The organism is Kribbella sp. NPDC005582, from assembly GCF_040605415.1.
GTDB lineage: Bacteria > Actinomycetota > Actinomycetes > Propionibacteriales > Kribbellaceae > Kribbella.
This window is the reverse complement of sequence record NZ_JBEXCU010000005.1, coordinates 294,891-311,263: the sequence shown is the minus strand read 5'-3', so window position 1 is coordinate 311,263 and position 16,373 is coordinate 294,891. Positions and strand designations below refer to the sequence as shown.

13 protein-coding genes are annotated in these 16,373 nt (G+C 67.6%); 5 read left to right on the top strand and 8 right to left on the bottom strand.

Annotation, left to right across the window (positions count from 1 at the left end; genetic code table 11):
• The first annotated feature begins 145 nt into the window (after window positions 1–145).
• Window positions 146–1,516 (top strand): FAD-binding oxidoreductase, encoded by a 1,371-nt coding sequence (locus ABZS29_RS27940; RefSeq protein WP_355466116.1) that lies wholly within the window; start codon window positions 146–148, stop codon window positions 1,514–1,516.
• On the opposite strand, the gene ABZS29_RS27935 is transcribed toward ABZS29_RS27940, so the two are convergent.
• The 4 genes from ABZS29_RS27935 to ABZS29_RS27920 are packed head-to-tail and all read right to left on the bottom strand — an operon-like array spanning window position 1,513 to window position 3,892.
• Entirely contained in the window at window positions 1,513–2,253 is a 741-nt protein-coding gene (locus ABZS29_RS27935) for an SDR family NAD(P)-dependent oxidoreductase (protein WP_355466114.1), read from the bottom strand. The genes ABZS29_RS27940 and ABZS29_RS27935 overlap by 4 nt on opposite strands.
• The gene (locus ABZS29_RS27930) at window positions 2,246–3,487 is read right to left on the bottom strand and encodes an AMP-binding protein (RefSeq protein WP_355466112.1); all 1,242 of its coding nucleotides are present in this window, start codon (window positions 3,485–3,487) and stop codon (window positions 2,246–2,248) included. Before ABZS29_RS27930 ends, ABZS29_RS27935 begins: the two co-directional genes overlap by 8 nt.
• Window positions 3,484–3,735, bottom strand: a complete 252-nt coding sequence (locus ABZS29_RS27925; RefSeq protein ID WP_355466111.1) for an acyl carrier protein — start codon at window positions 3,733–3,735, stop codon at window positions 3,484–3,486. The genes ABZS29_RS27930 and ABZS29_RS27925 overlap by 4 nt, the downstream gene beginning before the upstream one ends.
• On the bottom strand, window positions 3,692–3,892 hold the full coding sequence (locus ABZS29_RS27920; RefSeq protein ID WP_355466109.1) for a hypothetical protein: 201 nt from the start codon (window positions 3,890–3,892) through the stop codon (window positions 3,692–3,694). Before ABZS29_RS27920 ends, ABZS29_RS27925 begins: the two co-directional genes overlap by 44 nt.
• A gap of 103 nt (window positions 3,893–3,995) precedes the next feature.
• Between ABZS29_RS27920 and ABZS29_RS27915 the strand changes: the two genes are divergently transcribed.
• A complete protein-coding gene (locus tag ABZS29_RS27915) occupies window positions 3,996–6,551 on the top strand; it encodes a hypothetical protein (protein WP_355466108.1) in 2,556 nt (851 codons plus the stop codon).
• A gap of 244 nt (window positions 6,552–6,795) precedes the next feature.
• Here ABZS29_RS27915 and ABZS29_RS27910 read toward each other — a convergent pair whose 3' ends face one another.
• Entirely contained in the window at window positions 6,796–8,343 is a 1,548-nt protein-coding gene (locus ABZS29_RS27910) for a family 10 glycosylhydrolase (RefSeq protein WP_355466106.1), read from the bottom strand.
• A gap of 101 nt (window positions 8,344–8,444) precedes the next feature.
• On the opposite strand from ABZS29_RS27910, the gene ABZS29_RS27905 reads away from it, so the two are divergent.
• The 3 genes from ABZS29_RS27905 to ABZS29_RS27895 all read left to right on the top strand — a co-directional run bounded on the left by ABZS29_RS27905 (window position 8,445) and on the right by ABZS29_RS27895 (window position 11,472).
• Window positions 8,445–8,933: a GNAT family N-acetyltransferase gene (locus ABZS29_RS27905; RefSeq protein WP_355466104.1), complete on the top strand. Its 489-nt coding sequence runs from the start codon at window positions 8,445–8,447 to the stop codon at window positions 8,931–8,933.
• The gene (pseI, locus tag ABZS29_RS27900; RefSeq protein WP_355466102.1) at window positions 8,930–9,982 is read left to right on the top strand and encodes a pseudaminic acid synthase; all 1,053 of its coding nucleotides are present in this window, start codon (window positions 8,930–8,932) and stop codon (window positions 9,980–9,982) included. The genes ABZS29_RS27905 and pseI overlap by 4 nt, the downstream gene beginning before the upstream one ends.
• 137 nt (window positions 9,983–10,119) lie before the next feature.
• Window positions 10,120–11,472 carry a class I SAM-dependent methyltransferase gene (locus tag ABZS29_RS27895; protein ID WP_355466100.1) on the top strand — a complete coding sequence of 451 codons (1,353 nt, stop codon included), beginning with the start codon at window positions 10,120–10,122 and terminating at the stop codon, window positions 11,470–11,472.
• On the opposite strand, the gene ABZS29_RS27890 is transcribed toward ABZS29_RS27895, so the two are convergent.
• From ABZS29_RS27890 to ABZS29_RS27880, 3 genes are read right to left on the bottom strand one after another with little or no spacing between them, the layout of a single operon-like run.
• Window positions 11,469–13,238, bottom strand: coding sequence for a hypothetical protein (locus ABZS29_RS27890; protein ID WP_355466098.1), 1,770 nt, complete (start codon window positions 13,236–13,238; stop codon window positions 11,469–11,471). The genes ABZS29_RS27895 and ABZS29_RS27890 overlap by 4 nt on opposite strands.
• Entirely contained in the window at window positions 13,231–14,052 is an 822-nt protein-coding gene (locus tag ABZS29_RS27885; RefSeq protein ID WP_355466097.1) for a hypothetical protein, read from the bottom strand. Before ABZS29_RS27885 ends, ABZS29_RS27890 begins: the two co-directional genes overlap by 8 nt.
• Complete coding sequence (locus ABZS29_RS27880) at window positions 14,052–16,346, bottom strand: glycosyltransferase family 2 protein (RefSeq protein WP_355466095.1); 2,295 nt, start codon at window positions 16,344–16,346, stop codon at window positions 14,052–14,054. The genes ABZS29_RS27885 and ABZS29_RS27880 overlap by 1 nt, the downstream gene beginning before the upstream one ends.
• Between the last annotated feature and the right edge of the window lie 27 nt (window positions 16,347–16,373).

Here is a 16,373-nt window from a genome sequence, read left to right as displayed (position 1 = left end):
CCGGAGCCGCACCCAAACGGATCCCTTACGGCCTGTGGAAAACCTGGCGCCGGCGTCGATTCGGCGCGATGATCTGCCCAAAGGGACCTCCGCCCCGACGGGTCCAGGAACTTAGCCTGGCATCACCACACAGGGGGAGGAACGCATGACTCAGCTTGCAGACGTCAGCTTCGAGGGGACGATGCTGACACCCGGCCAAGACGGGTACGACGACGCGCGGCGGCTGTGGAACGCGCAGCACGACCGGCGACCGGCGGTGATCGCGCAGGTGCGGAGCGCCGAGGACGTGGCAGCCGCGGTGCGGTACGGCGTGGAGAACGGTCTGGAGATCGCGGTCCGCGGCGGCGCGCACAGCGTCGCGGGGGCTTCGTCGGTCGACGACGGACTGATGATCGATCTGAGCAGGCTGAACGCAGTGACGGTCGACGTGGAGGGCCGGCGGGCCCGAGTCGGTGGCGGGGCGCTGCTGGGTGACATGGACGCGGCCACGCAGCCGCACGGCCTCGCCGTACCGGCTGGGATGGTCAGCCACACCGGTGTGGGCGGTCTGACGCTTGGCGGCGGTATGGGCTGGCTGACGCGCAAACACGGCCTCTCGATCGACAATCTGGAGTCCGTGCAGATCGTGACTGCAGACGGCAGCATTCTGCGCGCCGCTGAGGACGAGAACCCGGATCTGTTCTGGGCGGTCCGTGGTGGCGGCGGGAACTTCGGAGTGGTCACCGAGTTCGAGTTCCGGCTGTACGAGGCCGGGCCGATGATTCACTACGGCTTGCTGTTCTGGACGCTCGAGCAGGGCACCGAGGTACTGCGCCTGGCCCGCGACCTGTTCCCGACGCTGTCGCCCGATGTGAACGTGCTGATCGCCGCGCTGAACGCCCCGCCGGCACCGTTCGTACCGGAGGCGCTGCACTTCGCTCCGGGCTACGGTCTGGTGGTCGTCGGACTCAGTTCGGCCGAGGAGCACGCCGAGGTGGTCGACCGGATCCGCACCGCGCTGCCACCCGCCTTCGAGTTCGGTACGCCGATGCCGTTCGCCGCACTGCAGCAGTCGCTGGACGAGGCGAACGACTGGGGCCACTACACGTACGAGAAGGGCACCTACCTGCCGGAGCTGTCCGACGAAGCCATTGCCGCGATCACTGCGCAGGTGCCGCTCAAGCAGTCGCCGTTGTCAGCAGCGCTGTTCTACCGACTCGACCATGCCTACTCCGCGGTCGACGACGACGCCACTGCCTTCGGCGGCCGGCGCACCGACCAGTTCGCTGTGTTCATGGTCGGCCAGGCGCCGGTGCCGGAGCTGTTCGAGGCTGAACAGCGGTGGGCGCGGTCATTCTGGGACGCGCTGCAGCCGTACTCGGCCGGCATCGGCAGCTACGTCAACGGGATGACTGACGCCGGCGAAGATCGGATCAAGGCGTCGTACGGCGCGAAGTACGAGCGGCTGCAGCAGATCAAGGCGAAGTACGACCCGGACAACGTGTTCCACCGCAACCAGAACATCAGGCCTGCCTAGATGGATGCGGCTCCGTCGATGACCAGCACCTGACCGTTGATGTTGGTGTTGTCCAGCAACAGCATCCGGACCACGGGGACGACCTCCTCCGGTTCGGTGAGGTGACCGGTCGGCGTCCGGCGGACGATCTGGTCCAGCTGGGTCTGTCCGAGTACTGCTGACATCTCGGAGGCGAAGAAGCCGGGCGCTACGGCGTTGGCCAGGACGCGGCCGCCCAGCTCGCGAGCAAGCGAGCGGGTGGCTGCGTCCATGCCGCCCTTGGTCGCCGAGTAGGCCACCAGACCTGGGTAGCCACGCTGTGCGCAGATCGAGGTGACGTTGACGATCCGGCCCTTCAGACCCTTGGCGAGCATCCGGCGCAGGACGAAGCGAGTCAGAACGAGCGGTGCGGTCAGATTGGTCTGGATGATGTCCTCGAGCCGCTCCGGGCTGGTGTGGACGTGCAGTGAGTCCTGACCGATCGCAGCGTTGTTCACCAGGCCGTCGACCGGGCCCAGCGTCGACTCCACGGTCTTCACAAACGCTTGTACGGCGGGGGTGTCGTTGATGTCGACAGAACCGGCGTACAGGTGGTCGGGGTACTTCGACGCGAGTGCGGTGAGCTCTGGGGTCACTGTGCGGGCGAACGCGGCCACCTTGATCCCTGCGGCGAGCAGGTCGGTGACGATCGCCAGGCCGAGGCCGCGGGAACCACCCGAGACCAGCACGACCGATGCGGGCGGTACGGACTCAGACATCGCTTTTCAGCGTCTCCTTCTGCGGGATCTCGTCCAGGAACCTGATCCGCCGCGGTACGCCGTAGTCCGGCAGCCTGCTCGAGCACCACTGCACCAGGTCGGCGTCGGTGATCGGACCGAGCGCCTGGCTCACCACTACCTCGGCCGCGACCATGCGGCCGACCAGTGGTGCCTTGCGCGCGAACACGCGAGCCCACGCGACACTGGGATGAGCCATCAGCACACTGCGAACCACTCCGGCCGACACCTTCGAGCCACCGACGTTGATCTCGTCAGTGTCGAGGCGGCCGGTGATCAGCACCCGGTCGCCGTCGTACTCGATGCGGTCGCCGGTGTGCACCGCACCGACCAGTCCGGCGCCGTGGTGCGGTGAGCGGATCACCAGCTCGTCGCCCTCGACCGACAGCATCGGGCGGTCCGGATCGGGCGTGCGCTGCAGCCACTCGCGCGGGAAACCCGCCTTGCCGTCGTGGACGACGATCGAGGCGCCGACCTCGGAGGACGCGTAGATCCAGGAGATGCGGGTCTTCGGGAAGAGCTCGCGGAGCTGGTCCAGGATCGGCTGGTCGACCGGCTCACCGCCGAGCGTGATCTGCTCCAGCGGTACGGCGGCCAACGCCTCCGAGTCGCGGTAGATCGCCTGCCGCCAGAAGGTCGGCGTACCGGAGGCTGCGGTGACGCCGTGCTGAGCCGCGATCAGCGGCCACTCCTCCAGCTCGTGCGGCTCGATGACGACGAGCCCCTGGTCCCGCTGGGTGAGCGACATCGTGACGACTTGCCACCACGCGTACGTCCCGGGCGAATAGGGCAGCAGCCAGGTGCGCGGCGGCTGGTCGCCGGTGACTGTGGTGAGTGACTCGAGGGTGTGACCGATGCGCTTCGGGCGACCGGTCGAACCGGAGGTGAGCAGCCAGGCGCGGCCGGACTCCTCTACGCGCTTCAGCCGGGCCGGTGTGACTACGCCGTCGGGCAGGACGATCGAAAAGCCTGACTCACCGAGCTCCTCGCGCATGTACTCGTCCACGCGCGAGCTGGTGGCGACCAAGAGCTCAGTTCCGTGTACTGCATGGTGTCTGAGTGCTGCCAACGCATCAGCACCGTTGTCGACCAGGACTGCGGCCGGCGACGGGAGCTGTGGGAGCTTGTGCAGCGTCCGCCAGGTCAGGCTCTTGCCGGCGACGACCACTGTGTTGTCGTCACCGATCAGTGCGGTGGTCCGGCGCCGCGTCGTCACGCCGATTGGAGTTGCTCGATGAAGTCCAGTACGTCGCCGACCGTGGCGATCCGGCGCAGCCCGGGGGCATCGAAGTTCAACTCGTCACCCAGCTCGTCCTCGACCCGGAGCGCCAGCTCCGAGAAGTCCAGCGAGCGGAAGCCGATCGTGCGCAGCTCGGCGCTGTCGTCGGCCGGTAACGACCGGCCCTGGGCGGTCATCACCTCACCCATCAACTCCCGGACTCTCTCCCGCGCGACCGCACTCATGACCCCAGAGCCTAGTACGTCGGCGGAGGGTGCCTCGGAGCCGCTTCACCCGGCTGGAGATCTCCCAGCCGACCAGTGCGATCAGCGGGCTCGCGGCAGCGATCGCGGCGAGCAGAACCTCCTCCACCGGCAGTCCGGCGATGTGGAGGGCGACCATGGGACCTCCCGGAGCTGCGAGACCTGGGAGATTACTGAGTGTAAAGGGCATTGCGCCGCTGGTAAACGGCTCGGTGCTGCCTGCGCATGCCTAGACTCTCCGGGTGACCGCAGGCAAGGGGGACCCGAAGACCGCAGCAGAGGCGGCCACGCAGGAGCTGCCGGCTGTTCCGGCGAAACCTCCGGAACCTTCGGTCAATTCGGTCAAGAAGAAGCGGCGACGGCGGCCGCGGGGTGAGCGGCGGCTCAGCGGGCGCGGGATGCGGGCGGCGGGGTTCGCGAGTCTGCCCGTGCTGCCGCTGGCGTGGTTCGTGGGGTTGCAGGAGCATCCGGTGTGGATGCCGATCGCGTACCTGGCGTACTTCGTCGTCGTGGTCGCCGTACCGGGGACGATGTTCTGGCGGCGGCTGACCGGCGGGACCGGCTGGTTCGCTGTGGACGTGGTGCTCGGGACCGCGTTCGGCCTGGCCGTCGAGGCTCTGGTGTACCCGATCGGGATGCTGTTCAACATGCCGTTCGCGGCGTTGCTGATGCCCGCACTGGCACTCGGCATGGTGCGTGCACTCCCCCGCGCTCCGAAAGCTCAGCGTCCGACGCCATGGTGGGCTACTGCCGGGGTGATGGTCGCAGTCGGTGCAGCAGCTGCGTGGTTCGTGCGTACTGGGTCGCAGCTCATCCCACTGCACGGGCCGGCCGCTCTGCGGTCCAACTCCGACGCGTCTCACAGCCTCGCGATTGCCGGTGAGCTGACCCACCACTTCCCTCCGAAACTCCCGTACGCCGATGGCCGCTGGCTGACCGGCCACTGGGCGGCGTACGACCACATCGCTTCGTCGCACTGGATCACGAGCGTCCCGCTCGACGTACTGACGTATCGGATGGTCCCGTTCGCGTGGATCCTGCTGACGGTCGTCGGTGCGGCTGCTGTCGGCATGGTGCTGACCGGCCGCGCAGTCGCCGCACCGATCGCCGCTGGGCTGACAGTTGCTGCGGGAGACCTCACGTCGTGGCCGTGGGCGGTTTCGGACCGGGTCTTCGCGGACGGGCCGTTTTCACTTGGTCAGTTGACCAATCCGCCGCAGGCGTTCTCCACTGTGCTGTTGCTGCCGCTCATCGCGGTGACCGCGCTGCTGCTGCGCCGTCAGCCCGGTCGTGGGTCTCGTGCCCACGTCTTCCGGTTGCTGGTGGCGGCCGCCGTACTGATCGTTGCGCTGTCGCTTACCAAAGCGACCACGCTGCCTGTGTACGGCGCTGGTCTGGCTGCTGCGTGGGTGTATCTGACGGTCAGACGAGGTCGACTCAACCTGCGTGGGCTGGTGCTCGGCCTAGGCGTTGCTGCGGCTTATCTGCTGACTTACTTCGTCGTACTGCGCGGGACTGAGTCGAGTGTGGTCTTCAACCCAGGCCGCACGTTCGAGCGGCTGGGTGGCGGCCATGCGGTTGCAGTGGTCGCTGCCGTGGTCGTTGTTGGCTGGCTGATGCCTGCTGCTGGCGCTTTGCTGATTCGGAGCCGCGTGCCTCGCGATCCGCTGCCGGTGTTCCTTGTCGTTGGTCTAGTTGCAGCAGTGGCTGCGGCTTCGCTCTTGTACGACGAGGGCGGCGCACAGCTCTTCTTCGTCCGCACCGGCTTCCTGTACGGCGTACTGCTTGCTACCTGGGGTTTGAGTTCGCTGGAGCGCAAGCAGTACTGGATTGCCGCGGTGGCACTGTTGATCGGCGCAGCGGCGATCTACTGGGGTCGCTATCGCTCGCCTGACTCCTGTACTTCGACCAACTGCTTCGGCCAGGGGCTGGCGGTCGCCTTGGTGATCGCAGCACTCGGCATTGGGCTCTTCGGGCTGATCTTGCGCGGCTCCCGGCGTACATGGGCTGTCATCGCGGTCGCCGTACTGCTGGGGACCACGGTCTCCCCGACGTTGGCTTCGGTGCGCAAGTTCGCCAAGCCACCACTGACGGCGTACGAGTCGATCGCACCAGGGGGCATCGAGGCGGCGCGCTTCATCCGCCGCAACTCCGGTTCCAACGACCGCATCGCCACCAATGTGCACTGCCACCAGCCCAGCACCACCCGCTGCCTGGCCGGCGCGTACTGGATCGCCAGCTACGCCGAACGCCGCGTCCTGGTCCAAGGCTGGGCCTACCTCACCCGTGTCAACGACACCTACCCCGGCAAACCGCAGAGCGACTACTGGGACCAGGAGAAGCTCCGCCTCAACGACGAGGTCTTCACCAACCCCACCCGCGAACTCCTCGAGACCCTACGCACCAAGTACGGCGTCCAGTGGCTCCTCCTCGACGACCGAGTCACCCAGCCCCCGAAGAACCTCGACCGCCTCACCGACCTCCGCTTCGAACTAGGCAACGTCCGCGTCTACCAGCTCTACCCACGACCGACAGCCGGCCTCCCCACCCGCACACCCACGCCGACCCCCAGCCTCCCGACAGGCACCCCCGGCTTCCCCACCGGCACTCCCGGCTTCCCCACGGGAACGCCCGGCGCCTCAACGCCGCCGACCCAACAACCCAGCGGCCCGTTCATCCCCACTCAGACCAACCCGATCCCGAGCGGGACGCTCCCCACGAGCAGCATCCCGACCCAAAGCTTCACCCCCACCGTCCCCTTCCCCACCAGCACGCCCACCAGCACCCCCGGCACCTAGCGCTCCTCCCCAAACCGCTTCGGGGAGCCCACAGGACGCATTCGGGACGCGAATCCGCCCCGAACCGGTTTGGGGCGTCGGCGAGCCGGGCGATCATCGCGGTCGAGGATCGGTTTCGGAGCCGTGATGGTCGAGGAGTCTGCCGTCAGCAAGCGTCGAACTATCCCGTTAGCAGGCGTCGAACTATCCCGCTAGCAGGCGCCGGACCTTACCGTTAGCAGGTTTCTCGTGCTCGCGTTGGCAGCTAGCGGAGGCTGATGGTCGGGATGGCGATGCTCTGGTTCGACAGGCGGTCGAGGGCGGTTACGGAGTAGAGGTAGAGCTTGCCGGGGGTGGCTGTGGTGTCGAGGTAGGTCTGGGAGCGGGTGGTGGCGATGAGGTTGCGGGCGTCGTTGTCGGGGCAGTGGTCGCCGGCCAGGAGGTCGCGGCGGTAGATGGCGTACGACGTGGTGTCGCCGGAGGTGGGGCGCCACTTGAGCTCGACGCCGGACGCCGTACGGGTGGCTTGGACGGCGTGCGGTGGGAGGGGGGCACGGGAGTCCAGGGCGGGCATGGCTGGGATCAGGGCCGGGCGGGTGTACCAGGTGTTGTTGAGGAGGGTGGTGGCGCCGAGGCGGTCGGCGCGGACGTCCTTGGCGGAGAAGAAGATGTTGCCCTTGACCTCGGGGATGGTGCTGTCGAAGGCCAGGTGGTCGCTGAGCTCGGTGGGGTCGGCCCAGTCGGGAGACTGCGTCGACGTACCGACCTTGTAGGTGGCTTCGCCGATGTAGAGGTGGACGTGGGTACCGCGGACCTGCTCGGCCCACCAGGGGACGATCTTGTTGTAGTCGGCGGGTGCGAAGCCACCGGCCCAGTAGACCTGCGGGACGATGTAGTCGATCCACTCCTCGCGCACCCAGCGGCGGGTGTCGGCGGCCAGGTCGTCGTACGTCTGGACGCCGGCGGTGGTGTCGGTGCCTTCGGGATCCGTGGCCTTGTTGCGCCAGACGGCGAACGGCGAGATGCCGAACTTGACCCACGGCTTGGCGTCCTTGATCCGGTGCTGCAGCTCCTGGATCAGCAGGTTGATGTTGTTCCGGCGCCACTCGGCGAGGGTCGGGATGCCGCCGCCGTACTGTGCGTACGTCGCGGCGTCGTCGAAGACCTGACCGGCCACCGGGTACGGGTAGAAGTAGTCGTCGAAGTGCACGCCGTCGATGTCGTAGTTCGAGACGGCGTCCATGATCGCGTCCTCGACCAGCTTGCGCGCCGCGGGGATGCCGGGGTTGTAGTAGAGCTTGCCGCCGTACGTGACGACCCAGTCCGGGTGCTGCCGCGCCGGGTGGGTGGGGATCAGGGCATTGATGTCGGTGCCCATCGAGAGCCGGTACGGGTTGAACCACGCGTGCAGCTCGAGGTTGCGCTTGTGCGCCTCGGCCACGGCGAACTTCAGCGGGTCGTAGCCGGGGTCGCCGCCCTGCGTGCCGGTCAGGTACCGCGACCAGGGCTCCACCTTGGACGGCCAGAACGCGTCCGCGGTCGGTCGCACCTGCAGTACGACGGCGTTGTGGTTCTGGCGGACCGCATCGTCCAGCCAGCCCACCAGCTCCGACTGCTGCTGTGCGGCGGTCAGACCGGTCTTGGAGGGCCAGTCGATGTTCACCACCGAGGAGATCCACGTTGCGCGGAACTGCCGCAGCGGCGTCGTCGCACTGGGCGCACAGCGTGCGTCGTCGGACGGCGTGGGCGCGGCGGACGCCGTACTGGCTACTCCGCCCAGCAACAGACCTGCGGTGGCACCGAGTACACCCATGGCACGCCAGACTCTCATGTCACTCTCCGACAATCGCAACAGATGAAGTGGAAAGATGTTTACACATCAGGACGCCGGTAGGAAGACGCTAGGTTAGTGGCATGTTGCGGGCCGCCCTTGACGACGATGTCGACACCATCCGGCGGTTGCGGAACCAGCAGGCGAACCGGGACGTGAGCATCACCACGCACGAGATCGGTACGGCGGAGCACGCGGCGTGGTGGGCGAAGACGTCCGTAGACCCGACGCGGCGGGTGCTGATCTACGTCCGGGACGGCGTCACCGCCGGCGTGGTCAACTTCTTCGACCTGGACCGGACGACCGGGTCGTGGGGCTTCTTCCTCGACGCGGAGGGGCTGGCCGAGCGCGGCGAGACGCTGCCCGCGTGGATCGAGGTGATGCGCGAGGCGACGACGTACGCGTTCGACGAGCTCGGCCTCGACCTGCTGACCGGCGAGGTGCTCGAACACAACACCGTGGTCCGGCAGATGAACCGTCGGTTCCGCTTCGTCGAAGGGCCGCCCGAGCAGCGCGGCGCCGTGACCGTGATCCCGATCAGTCTGCGCCGCGAGGACCGGAGGAAGAAGTGAAGGACACCATCTCGATCGGTGGAGTGCCGGTGGGGCCGGAGCATCAGCCCTTCGTCATCGCGGAGATGTCGGGGAACCACAACGGCGACCTCGAGCGGGCCAAGGACATCGTCCGGGCCGTCGCCGAGTCCGGCGCACAGGCGCTGAAGCTGCAGACCTATACCGCGGACACGATGACGCTGGACGTCGACCTGCCCGCCTTCCGGTTGCCGGTCGAGCACGAGCTGTGGAGTTCAGCCCGGCTGTATGACCTCTACGAAGAGGCGCACACCCCGTGGGCCTGGCACGAGCCGATCTTCGAGCTCGCCACATCACTCGGGCTGGTCGCGTTCTCGTCTGCCTTCGACCCGACGGCTATCGACTTCCTCGAGAAGCTGAACGTCCCGGCGTACAAGGTCGCGTCGAACGAGATCGGCGACCTGCCGCTGGTCCAGGGCATGGCCGAGACCGGCAAGCCGATCATCATCTCGACCGGTTCCGCCACCCTCACCGACATCGATGCCGCCGTCCGCGCCGCCCGTGCGACCGGCAACGAACAGATCATCGTCCTGTCCTGTACGGCGAGCTATCCCGCACCGCCCGAGCAGTCCAACCTGCGCGCGATCCCGGTCCTGCGCGACGCCCTCGACGTACAGGTCGGTCTGTCGGACCACACGATGGGCATCGGCGCCGCCATCGCCGCAGTCGCCCTGGGCGCCACGGTCATCGAGAAGCACGTCACCCTCAAGCGCGAGGACGGCGGTGTGGACTCCGCGTTCTCGCTGCAGCCCGAGGAGCTCGAAGCACTCGTCGAAAACACCCGAGTCGCCCAGCTGGCGCTAGGCCGGCCCGTGATCGGCCCGAAGGAAGCCGAGCAGAACGTACTGCGCTTCCGCCGTTCCCTCTACGTCACCCAGGACGTCCGCGCCGGTGATCCGATCACCCACGACAACGTCCGCTCCATCCGCCCGGCCGGCGGCCTGGCTCCCCATCTCTTCCCCGAGATCGAGGGCCGCACCTTCCGCACCGACACCGCGGCCGGCACACCTTTCACCTGGGATCTGCTGTGACCGAGTACTTGTTGTTTCCGGGCCGGCATCATGTTTTGACTCGGTTTCAGGGGGAGTTTCTGCGGGAGGTGGCGCGGGGGCGGACTGTGGTTTGGGCTGTTACGTCGGCCAATCACCGGACGACGAAGCGGAATCCGGTGGGGTTCGATCGGCGGGAGGCGGCGATCGAGCGGTTCAGCGTGGCGGAGGGGATTCGGTCGCTGGTGGTGGGAGTTGTCGATACGCCGCCTACGGATGACTTTGCCGAGGTGACCGTGAAGGCTGTTGAGGCCGGGACGGATGACCTGGTGCGGCTGACGCCGGAGAACACGGTGGTGGCTTGTTCTACGCCTGAGGTAAGCAAGTTGTACGAGCTGCTCGGGTTCAGGGTGATGGGGGTGGAGCCCGAGGAGGTCCTGCGGCCTTGGGACGTGTTGCTGATGATTGCTGCGGGCAATGATGAGTGGCGCGAGGTGGCACATCCGGCGACGGTGGATGTGTTCGAGCGGTATGCGCTGGATGCGCATGTGCAGCGGTGTGTGAACGATCCGGTGGTGGGCGACGACGGCGGGCTCACGACGACGCGGGATTACAAGACGTACGCCGATGCGTTCGAGACGGCCGCGGATCGGAAATGGCAGCAGATCAAGGAGTTTGTCCGGCCGGGGCGGATTCTGGATATCGGCTGCGCGACCGGGGCGACGTTGCAGTTGGTGGATGCGGATCCGCGGTTCCACGAGTCGGACCTGATCGGGGTCGAGGTCGCACGGCATTTGTACGCCGAATGCGAGCACAAGAAGGAACAAGGGTTCTTCCGGAATCCCAATGTGTACTTCTATCAGCGGAACATGCTCGGATCCGCTGTCTTCCCGGCGCGGTCGATCGACACCACGCTGACACTGGCGTTGACGCATGAGATCTGGTCGTACGCCGATGGCTCCCGGGCGGAGACCGTGCAGCGGTTCGCTGATGCGTTGTTCGCGCATACCGCGCCGGACGGTGTCTGGATCAACTCTGACGTCTGTGGGCCGGCCGAGCCCGAGCGGAGCGTCGTACTGCGGCTGGACGACAGTGACGGGGTCAATCCTGCGGAGCCGGTGGCGCTCGAGTCGCTTGCTGATCCGGCGGCGTACGTTGGGCGGTTGTCTGCGCGGGCGCGATTCTTCCAGTTCGCGCAGGACTTCCGGCGGAATGCGCGGGTGCCGTTCGAGTACGCCGTACGGGGTGATGGGCTGGTACTGCGGCTCGCAGACGCGATGGATTTCTTGACGCGCAAGGATTACGTGGACAACTGGCTCAGTGAAACGCATGAGCAGTTCTGCGGGCTCAACTTTGCCGGGTGGTCGGCCGTGGCTGAGCAGGCCGGGTTCCAGCTCGACCCGTCGTCGAAGGCTTGGCGGAACGACTGGGTGATCGACAACCGGATCACTCCGGTCGCCTCAATCACCAGCCCTGCAGGCGATTCCGTCGACTGGCCCGACACCCACCAACTCCTGATCGCCCGCCGCTAGCGGCGGGGGCGGAGTTTGTTGACGTATTTGTGCAGGGCGCGTTTGAGTTTGCGGGGGTTGCGGATCTGGGCGGCTCGGGCGACGGTGCGGGCCAGGGCGTAGGAGCGGGAGCCGTGGAGTTTGTTGCGCTCGGCGGTGGCCTTCTGGACCTGGAGGCGGAGTTCGCGGATGCGGTTCTCGCGGGTCTTGAGGGCCTTGTTGCGGAAGCCGAGGGTGCGTTCGAGGCCGAAGACGTGGCCTTGGAGTTCGGTGAGCTCCAGGCGGGCGCGGTCGGCGTCGGCCAGGATCGTGCGCAGGTCGGGCTCGGTGTGCTCAGGCGCGTCCAGTACGGCGGCCAGTGCCGCGGCCAACTGTTTGCCCCAGGCAAGTTGTTCGGCGACGGCGGATTCGACGTGCGGTGCGGTCGCGGGGGTCGGGTCGGCGAGGGCTATGCCGGACATCGAGAGCCAGGTCGCGACCAGGTCGTCGCCGACCATCCAGGGCGGCCAGGGGTGGCGACGGTGGGTGTCGACCAGGCGTTTGTGGAAGCGCAGCCAGGCGGCGGCGAGCAGGTCGTTCTTGTCGACGCGCTCGGGTGCTACCCAGCCTGAAATGCCGTGGGCGAAGGTGTCGCCGTCGACGACGATGTCGTCCCAGCGCAGAAGCACGCGGGAACTCTTCGCCCACTCGCCGAGTGCTGCGGCGAGCTTGCGGAAGCCCGGCACGTCCTCAGCCGCGGCGAGACGGAAGAGGACAGTCTCCACCGTCTCGCCGCCGGGGATCTCCTGGGGGATGACAGTGGAGTCGAACAGCAGCTCCGCCGGCCTCGCGAGGCCCACGGCCTCGATGAGTGGGACGGACGAGGCCTCGGCGGTGGCTGGGGTGAGGGTTGTGCGCCAACCAGTGACGGTGGGGGTGGCGCGGAGCGGAGCAGGGCCTAGGTCTGTGTAGAGGGTGTGCTGCGCTGGGGTGTTGCAGACGGCTAGCCAGGAGGTGGGGATAGCGGCGAGCAGGCCGGCCCGGGTTGCGGACTCGAGGGGCTCGACCGGGGAGGTAAGGAGGGGCGTGTCTGTGCGCTCCAGGGCCTCGACGGCTAGGCGGGTGGGGAGGTGGCCGGGGCGCGCAACCGCGGCGGCTTCTACTCCGACGAGCGTGTGAGAGGAGAAGTCGGCGTACAGCTGGGCCGGCCACGGCAGGGCGGCTTGGAACTGGTCGACTGAGACCGGACGGGTCGGGTCGTCGTGGAGGGGGACCCACTCGTCGTCGCCGTGGCGCTGGTGCGCGGGACGGCGGTCCAGGAGGTTGAGCATGGCGAACTCGTTGCGCAGACCCAGTACGACGACGGCGTCGGGCACCGTGAGTTCCTTCAGTGCAGCAAGGCGTTCCGTCCAGGTCAGGTGCTCACTGTCGTAGCCGAGGACACGATCCAGGCCATCGGCGGCGACCACTACCTCGAACGGCTCCACACCTTCAGCGGCCACGTCGAACAATGTGGGCTGCGCAGCCGTGACTGTCCGGAGCCCGTCCAGTGCGCCAGCCACCACGTGCAGGCAGGGGCCGAACATCTCGGTCAACTGCTCGGCGTCGGAGACGGAGCGGACCAGGATGGTGACGTCGGACGAGTGTGCAAGCACGGACTCGATCAGGAGCGGCGAGTGCGGGCCGAGGATCAGCGTGCGGCGGTTGGCCGGGATCACGTCGGTCAGCAGCGCCGCAAGCACCGGCTGCCGGGGGGTGTGATCGGTCCAGGGCTGCATCTCGCCACGGACCACCAGAACCTCAGACACGCTCTCTCCAATCGAACAGCATCCGCAGTTCCGCGGCCGGCATCATCCAGTCCTTGCCGAGCTCCAGGTCCGTGGTCGCTCGGGCCGCATCGAGGTCGATCGACTTGCCGAGCATCTCCGGCCACAGTCGCTCGATCCGGCTCTGCCCACCGAACAGCGGGTTCTCGCCGTCCATCTCCATCGGGTCGCCGTACACGGCCGGTTCGCAGCCGGCGGCGACGCCGTAGAAGATTGCGGTCGAAAGCCGGTTGGCCGCGACGCGTTTGTGTTTGCGCAGCTCGGCCAGTTGCTTGTAGAGAAACTGCTTGTCGGTGCCCTCGTAGGAGAACCCACGCCGCCCGAACGACACGACCCGGAAGCCGGCGTCCTCGTAGTACTGGCGCACTTCGGGGCGCTCGTACTCGGTGTAGTAGAGGCTGAACGTCACCGGACCTGGTTCGGTCTCACGGATCTCGTCGATCAGGCGCTGGTGGTCGCCGTGGATCTTGCCGCCCTCCCAGCCGTGGAAGAGGAACCAGAGCGTGCCCTCGCGCTCCTCTTCGACAGCAGGGGGCTCCAGGTCGAGCAGGTACAGGAACGGCGCGCCGATGCTGTGGTAGTTCCGCCGGCCGAGCGCATGGCCGCGCCGACGCGGCGCATCGCTCCAGGTGAACCGCCAGGCGCCGTCGTAGAACTCGTGCACTGGGTTCCAGCCACAGCCGATGTTCCAGCCGTGCTGCAGATAGCCACGCAGTCGCGGCGGGTGGTCGTACTCCAGGCCGGCATAGCGCGCCAGGATGTGCGCCTGCCCGTAGTAGTGGTTGTGGTGATGCATCAGCGCACCTCCACGTGCAGAGTGCCCGCATGCGGCCGTACGGCGAGCGAGTGGTCGCCGCTGCGCGTCACCAACGGCAGCTTGCTGCACAGGAAAGGCTCGCACTGTACGGCGTGGGCCGAGCCGTCACGCGCGACCGCGAACAGGATCCAGTCGGCCAGCGAGGCAGTGGGGTCCACTGACACGCGACGTTCGACCGTCGGATCGACCACGGGAATCAGCGCGTCCAGATCGGCCGCAGCGGACCAGCCGTCGTCGGAGAAGCTGCGGCGACACTGAACCTCCACATAGTCGTCGCTCCCGGGCAGGAAGCGCCGCCATGCGAACGACACCTCGCCCCAGTCCGGCCCGCGCGCGACCAGTGTGTTGCCAGCAGCAACTACTGCCGTGGCCGCGAACCGGATCGGCGACTCGTGCAGGTTGACGTACCCGCCGGTGGACCGGGTCATCGTGATCACGCGGCCGCGCTCGGCGTGCGACACCGCTCGGTCGCCGGCCGTCCACAGCAGCAGCTTCTCCTCACCGCCTGGACCGCGCAGCCGGAAGGCCCGAGTGGTGCGCTGGCTGAACGGATCGTCCGGATTGATCTCGGCCATGATCGGACCGATCGGCAACCACGCCGTGAAGTTGCGTCCGTCCACCTTGATCGGCACCTGCTCCTCGCCACCCGACACCGGTCGCGTGACGAACAACGACGGCTCGTCGAACGACGACCGCCCGTGCAGCACGAGCGCGTCCGGCGTGTGCTCGATCGACGTCAAGCGGCACGGGTCGGACAAACGCCGTACGGCGAAGCAACCGTCCTTGCCGGGACCGGGCTGTACCCAGTTGGTCCCGTCGATCCACGCACCCGGCGGCCAGCCCGGACTGCCGGCAGCCTGGTTGCGCAGCCGGTCGCGGCGCCGCAACCGCCCCTGCTTCAGCTGTACGTCGAAGTGCGCCGGACCGGCGGTGCACCGGCGCAGCAGCTCGTCGTCGAGCACCACCTCGAATCCGACGCGACTGGTGTCGCCGTGCAGGTCAGTGGCGTCGTACCGGCGGACGTGCAGCGGGTAGGGCAGTCCGGCGATCACCAGGTCGATGCGCAGGCTGGAGGACTCGCAGATCGCCAGGTGTTTGATCTCGGCCGTGCCTTTGACCGACAGCTTGCCGTCGACCCACTTGACCTCGCGGACGCTGGTCGCCAGCGTCAGGTCGTCCTCGGCGACTCGGTAGAGCTCCGGGGACACAGCGCCGTCGTACAGGCCTGGGTAGTTGTAGACGTACTGCTTCCGCTTGCGCGGCCGCGGGAGGACTCGAGCGCCGCCGCGCAGGCCGCCGTCTTCGCGGAAGATGGCGAGCCGCCGGAGCAGGTCGACGTCTCCGGCGCGCAGTGCGGCGTGCTGGATGCGGTCGTAGCGGTGTGCGCCTCGGAGCGCGCCCGGGTCGAGCCGACCGAGCAGAGTGCCGGCCAGATCGAGCAGGTCCTGCTCTTCACCATCCGGCACCGCGCCGAACGCCATCAGCAGCGTCAGCAGGTCGATCTGGGTGAAGTGCGCGTGCAAGCGGCTGCGGATCGCCGGGAGCGTGCTCTCGGCGAGGTCCATCACCAGTCCGGCGGAGGTGACCCGGTCCTGGAGGTTGCCGAGCTGGAACTTCTGCTGGGTGATCGACTCACCGGACTCCCGCTCGCGCCAGTAGTAGACCGGTGCGGCGATGGTGTCGACGGTGACGGCGTCGAGGTGCGCCTGCAGCGTGACCGGGTAGTCCTCGTAGCGGATCGCAGGGAACTCGTAGCCGTGCTCGTCCCAGAACGACCGCCGGTACACCTTGTTCCACACCATCCGGTCCAGGACCAGATCGGTCACCTCGGAGACGTGGGTGGCGAACCGGTCCCGCATGAACGGCTGCCGGTGCAGCCAGGACGGCCGCACGCCGGAGCTGTTGTTGAACCGCCGCGCGTTACCGCCGGCGAAGTCGGAGCCGGTCCGGTCGAGCGTGCGGACGAGCTTCTCGAAGCCGTGCCGGGTGACCAGGTCGTCGCTGTCGACGAACGTCAGGTACTCGCCCTGGGCGTGCCGGACGCCGGTGTTGCGGGCCGGTCCGAGACCGGCGTTGTCCTGCTGGACGATCCGGAACCGCGGGTCACGGGTGCAGAAGTCCTTCGCGATCACCGCGCTGTCGTCGGGCGACCCGTCGTCGACCAGGATCGCCTCGAAGTCGCTCCAGGTCTGCCGGGCGATCGAGTCCAGGCAGTCGCCGATGTACTCCCCGACGTTGTAGAAGGGCACCACCACGCTCAGCCGCGGCTTCACTTAGGCGGTACCCCCATCGCACGAGAG

Coding starts and splice junctions, on each gene's coding strand:
- ABZS29_RS27935 (WP_355466114.1), bottom strand. CDS start 2,253: ATGTCTGAGTCCGTACCGCCCGCATCGGTCGTGCTGGTCTCGGGTGGT.
- ABZS29_RS27920 (WP_355466109.1), bottom strand. CDS start 3,892: ATGGTCGCCCTCCACATCGCCGGACTGCCGGTGGAGGAGGTTCTGCTC.
- ABZS29_RS27885 (WP_355466097.1), bottom strand. CDS start 14,052: ATGCATCACCACAACCACTACTACGGGCAGGCGCACATCCTGGCGCGC.
- ABZS29_RS27910 (WP_355466106.1), bottom strand. CDS start 8,343: ATGGGTGTACTCGGTGCCACCGCAGGTCTGTTGCTGGGCGGAGTAGCC.
- ABZS29_RS27940 (WP_355466116.1), top strand. CDS start 146: ATGACTCAGCTTGCAGACGTCAGCTTCGAGGGGACGATGCTGACACCC.
- ABZS29_RS27925 (WP_355466111.1), bottom strand. CDS start 3,735: ATGAGTGCGGTCGCGCGGGAGAGAGTCCGGGAGTTGATGGGTGAGGTG.
- ABZS29_RS27905 (WP_355466104.1), top strand. CDS start 8,445: ATGTTGCGGGCCGCCCTTGACGACGATGTCGACACCATCCGGCGGTTG.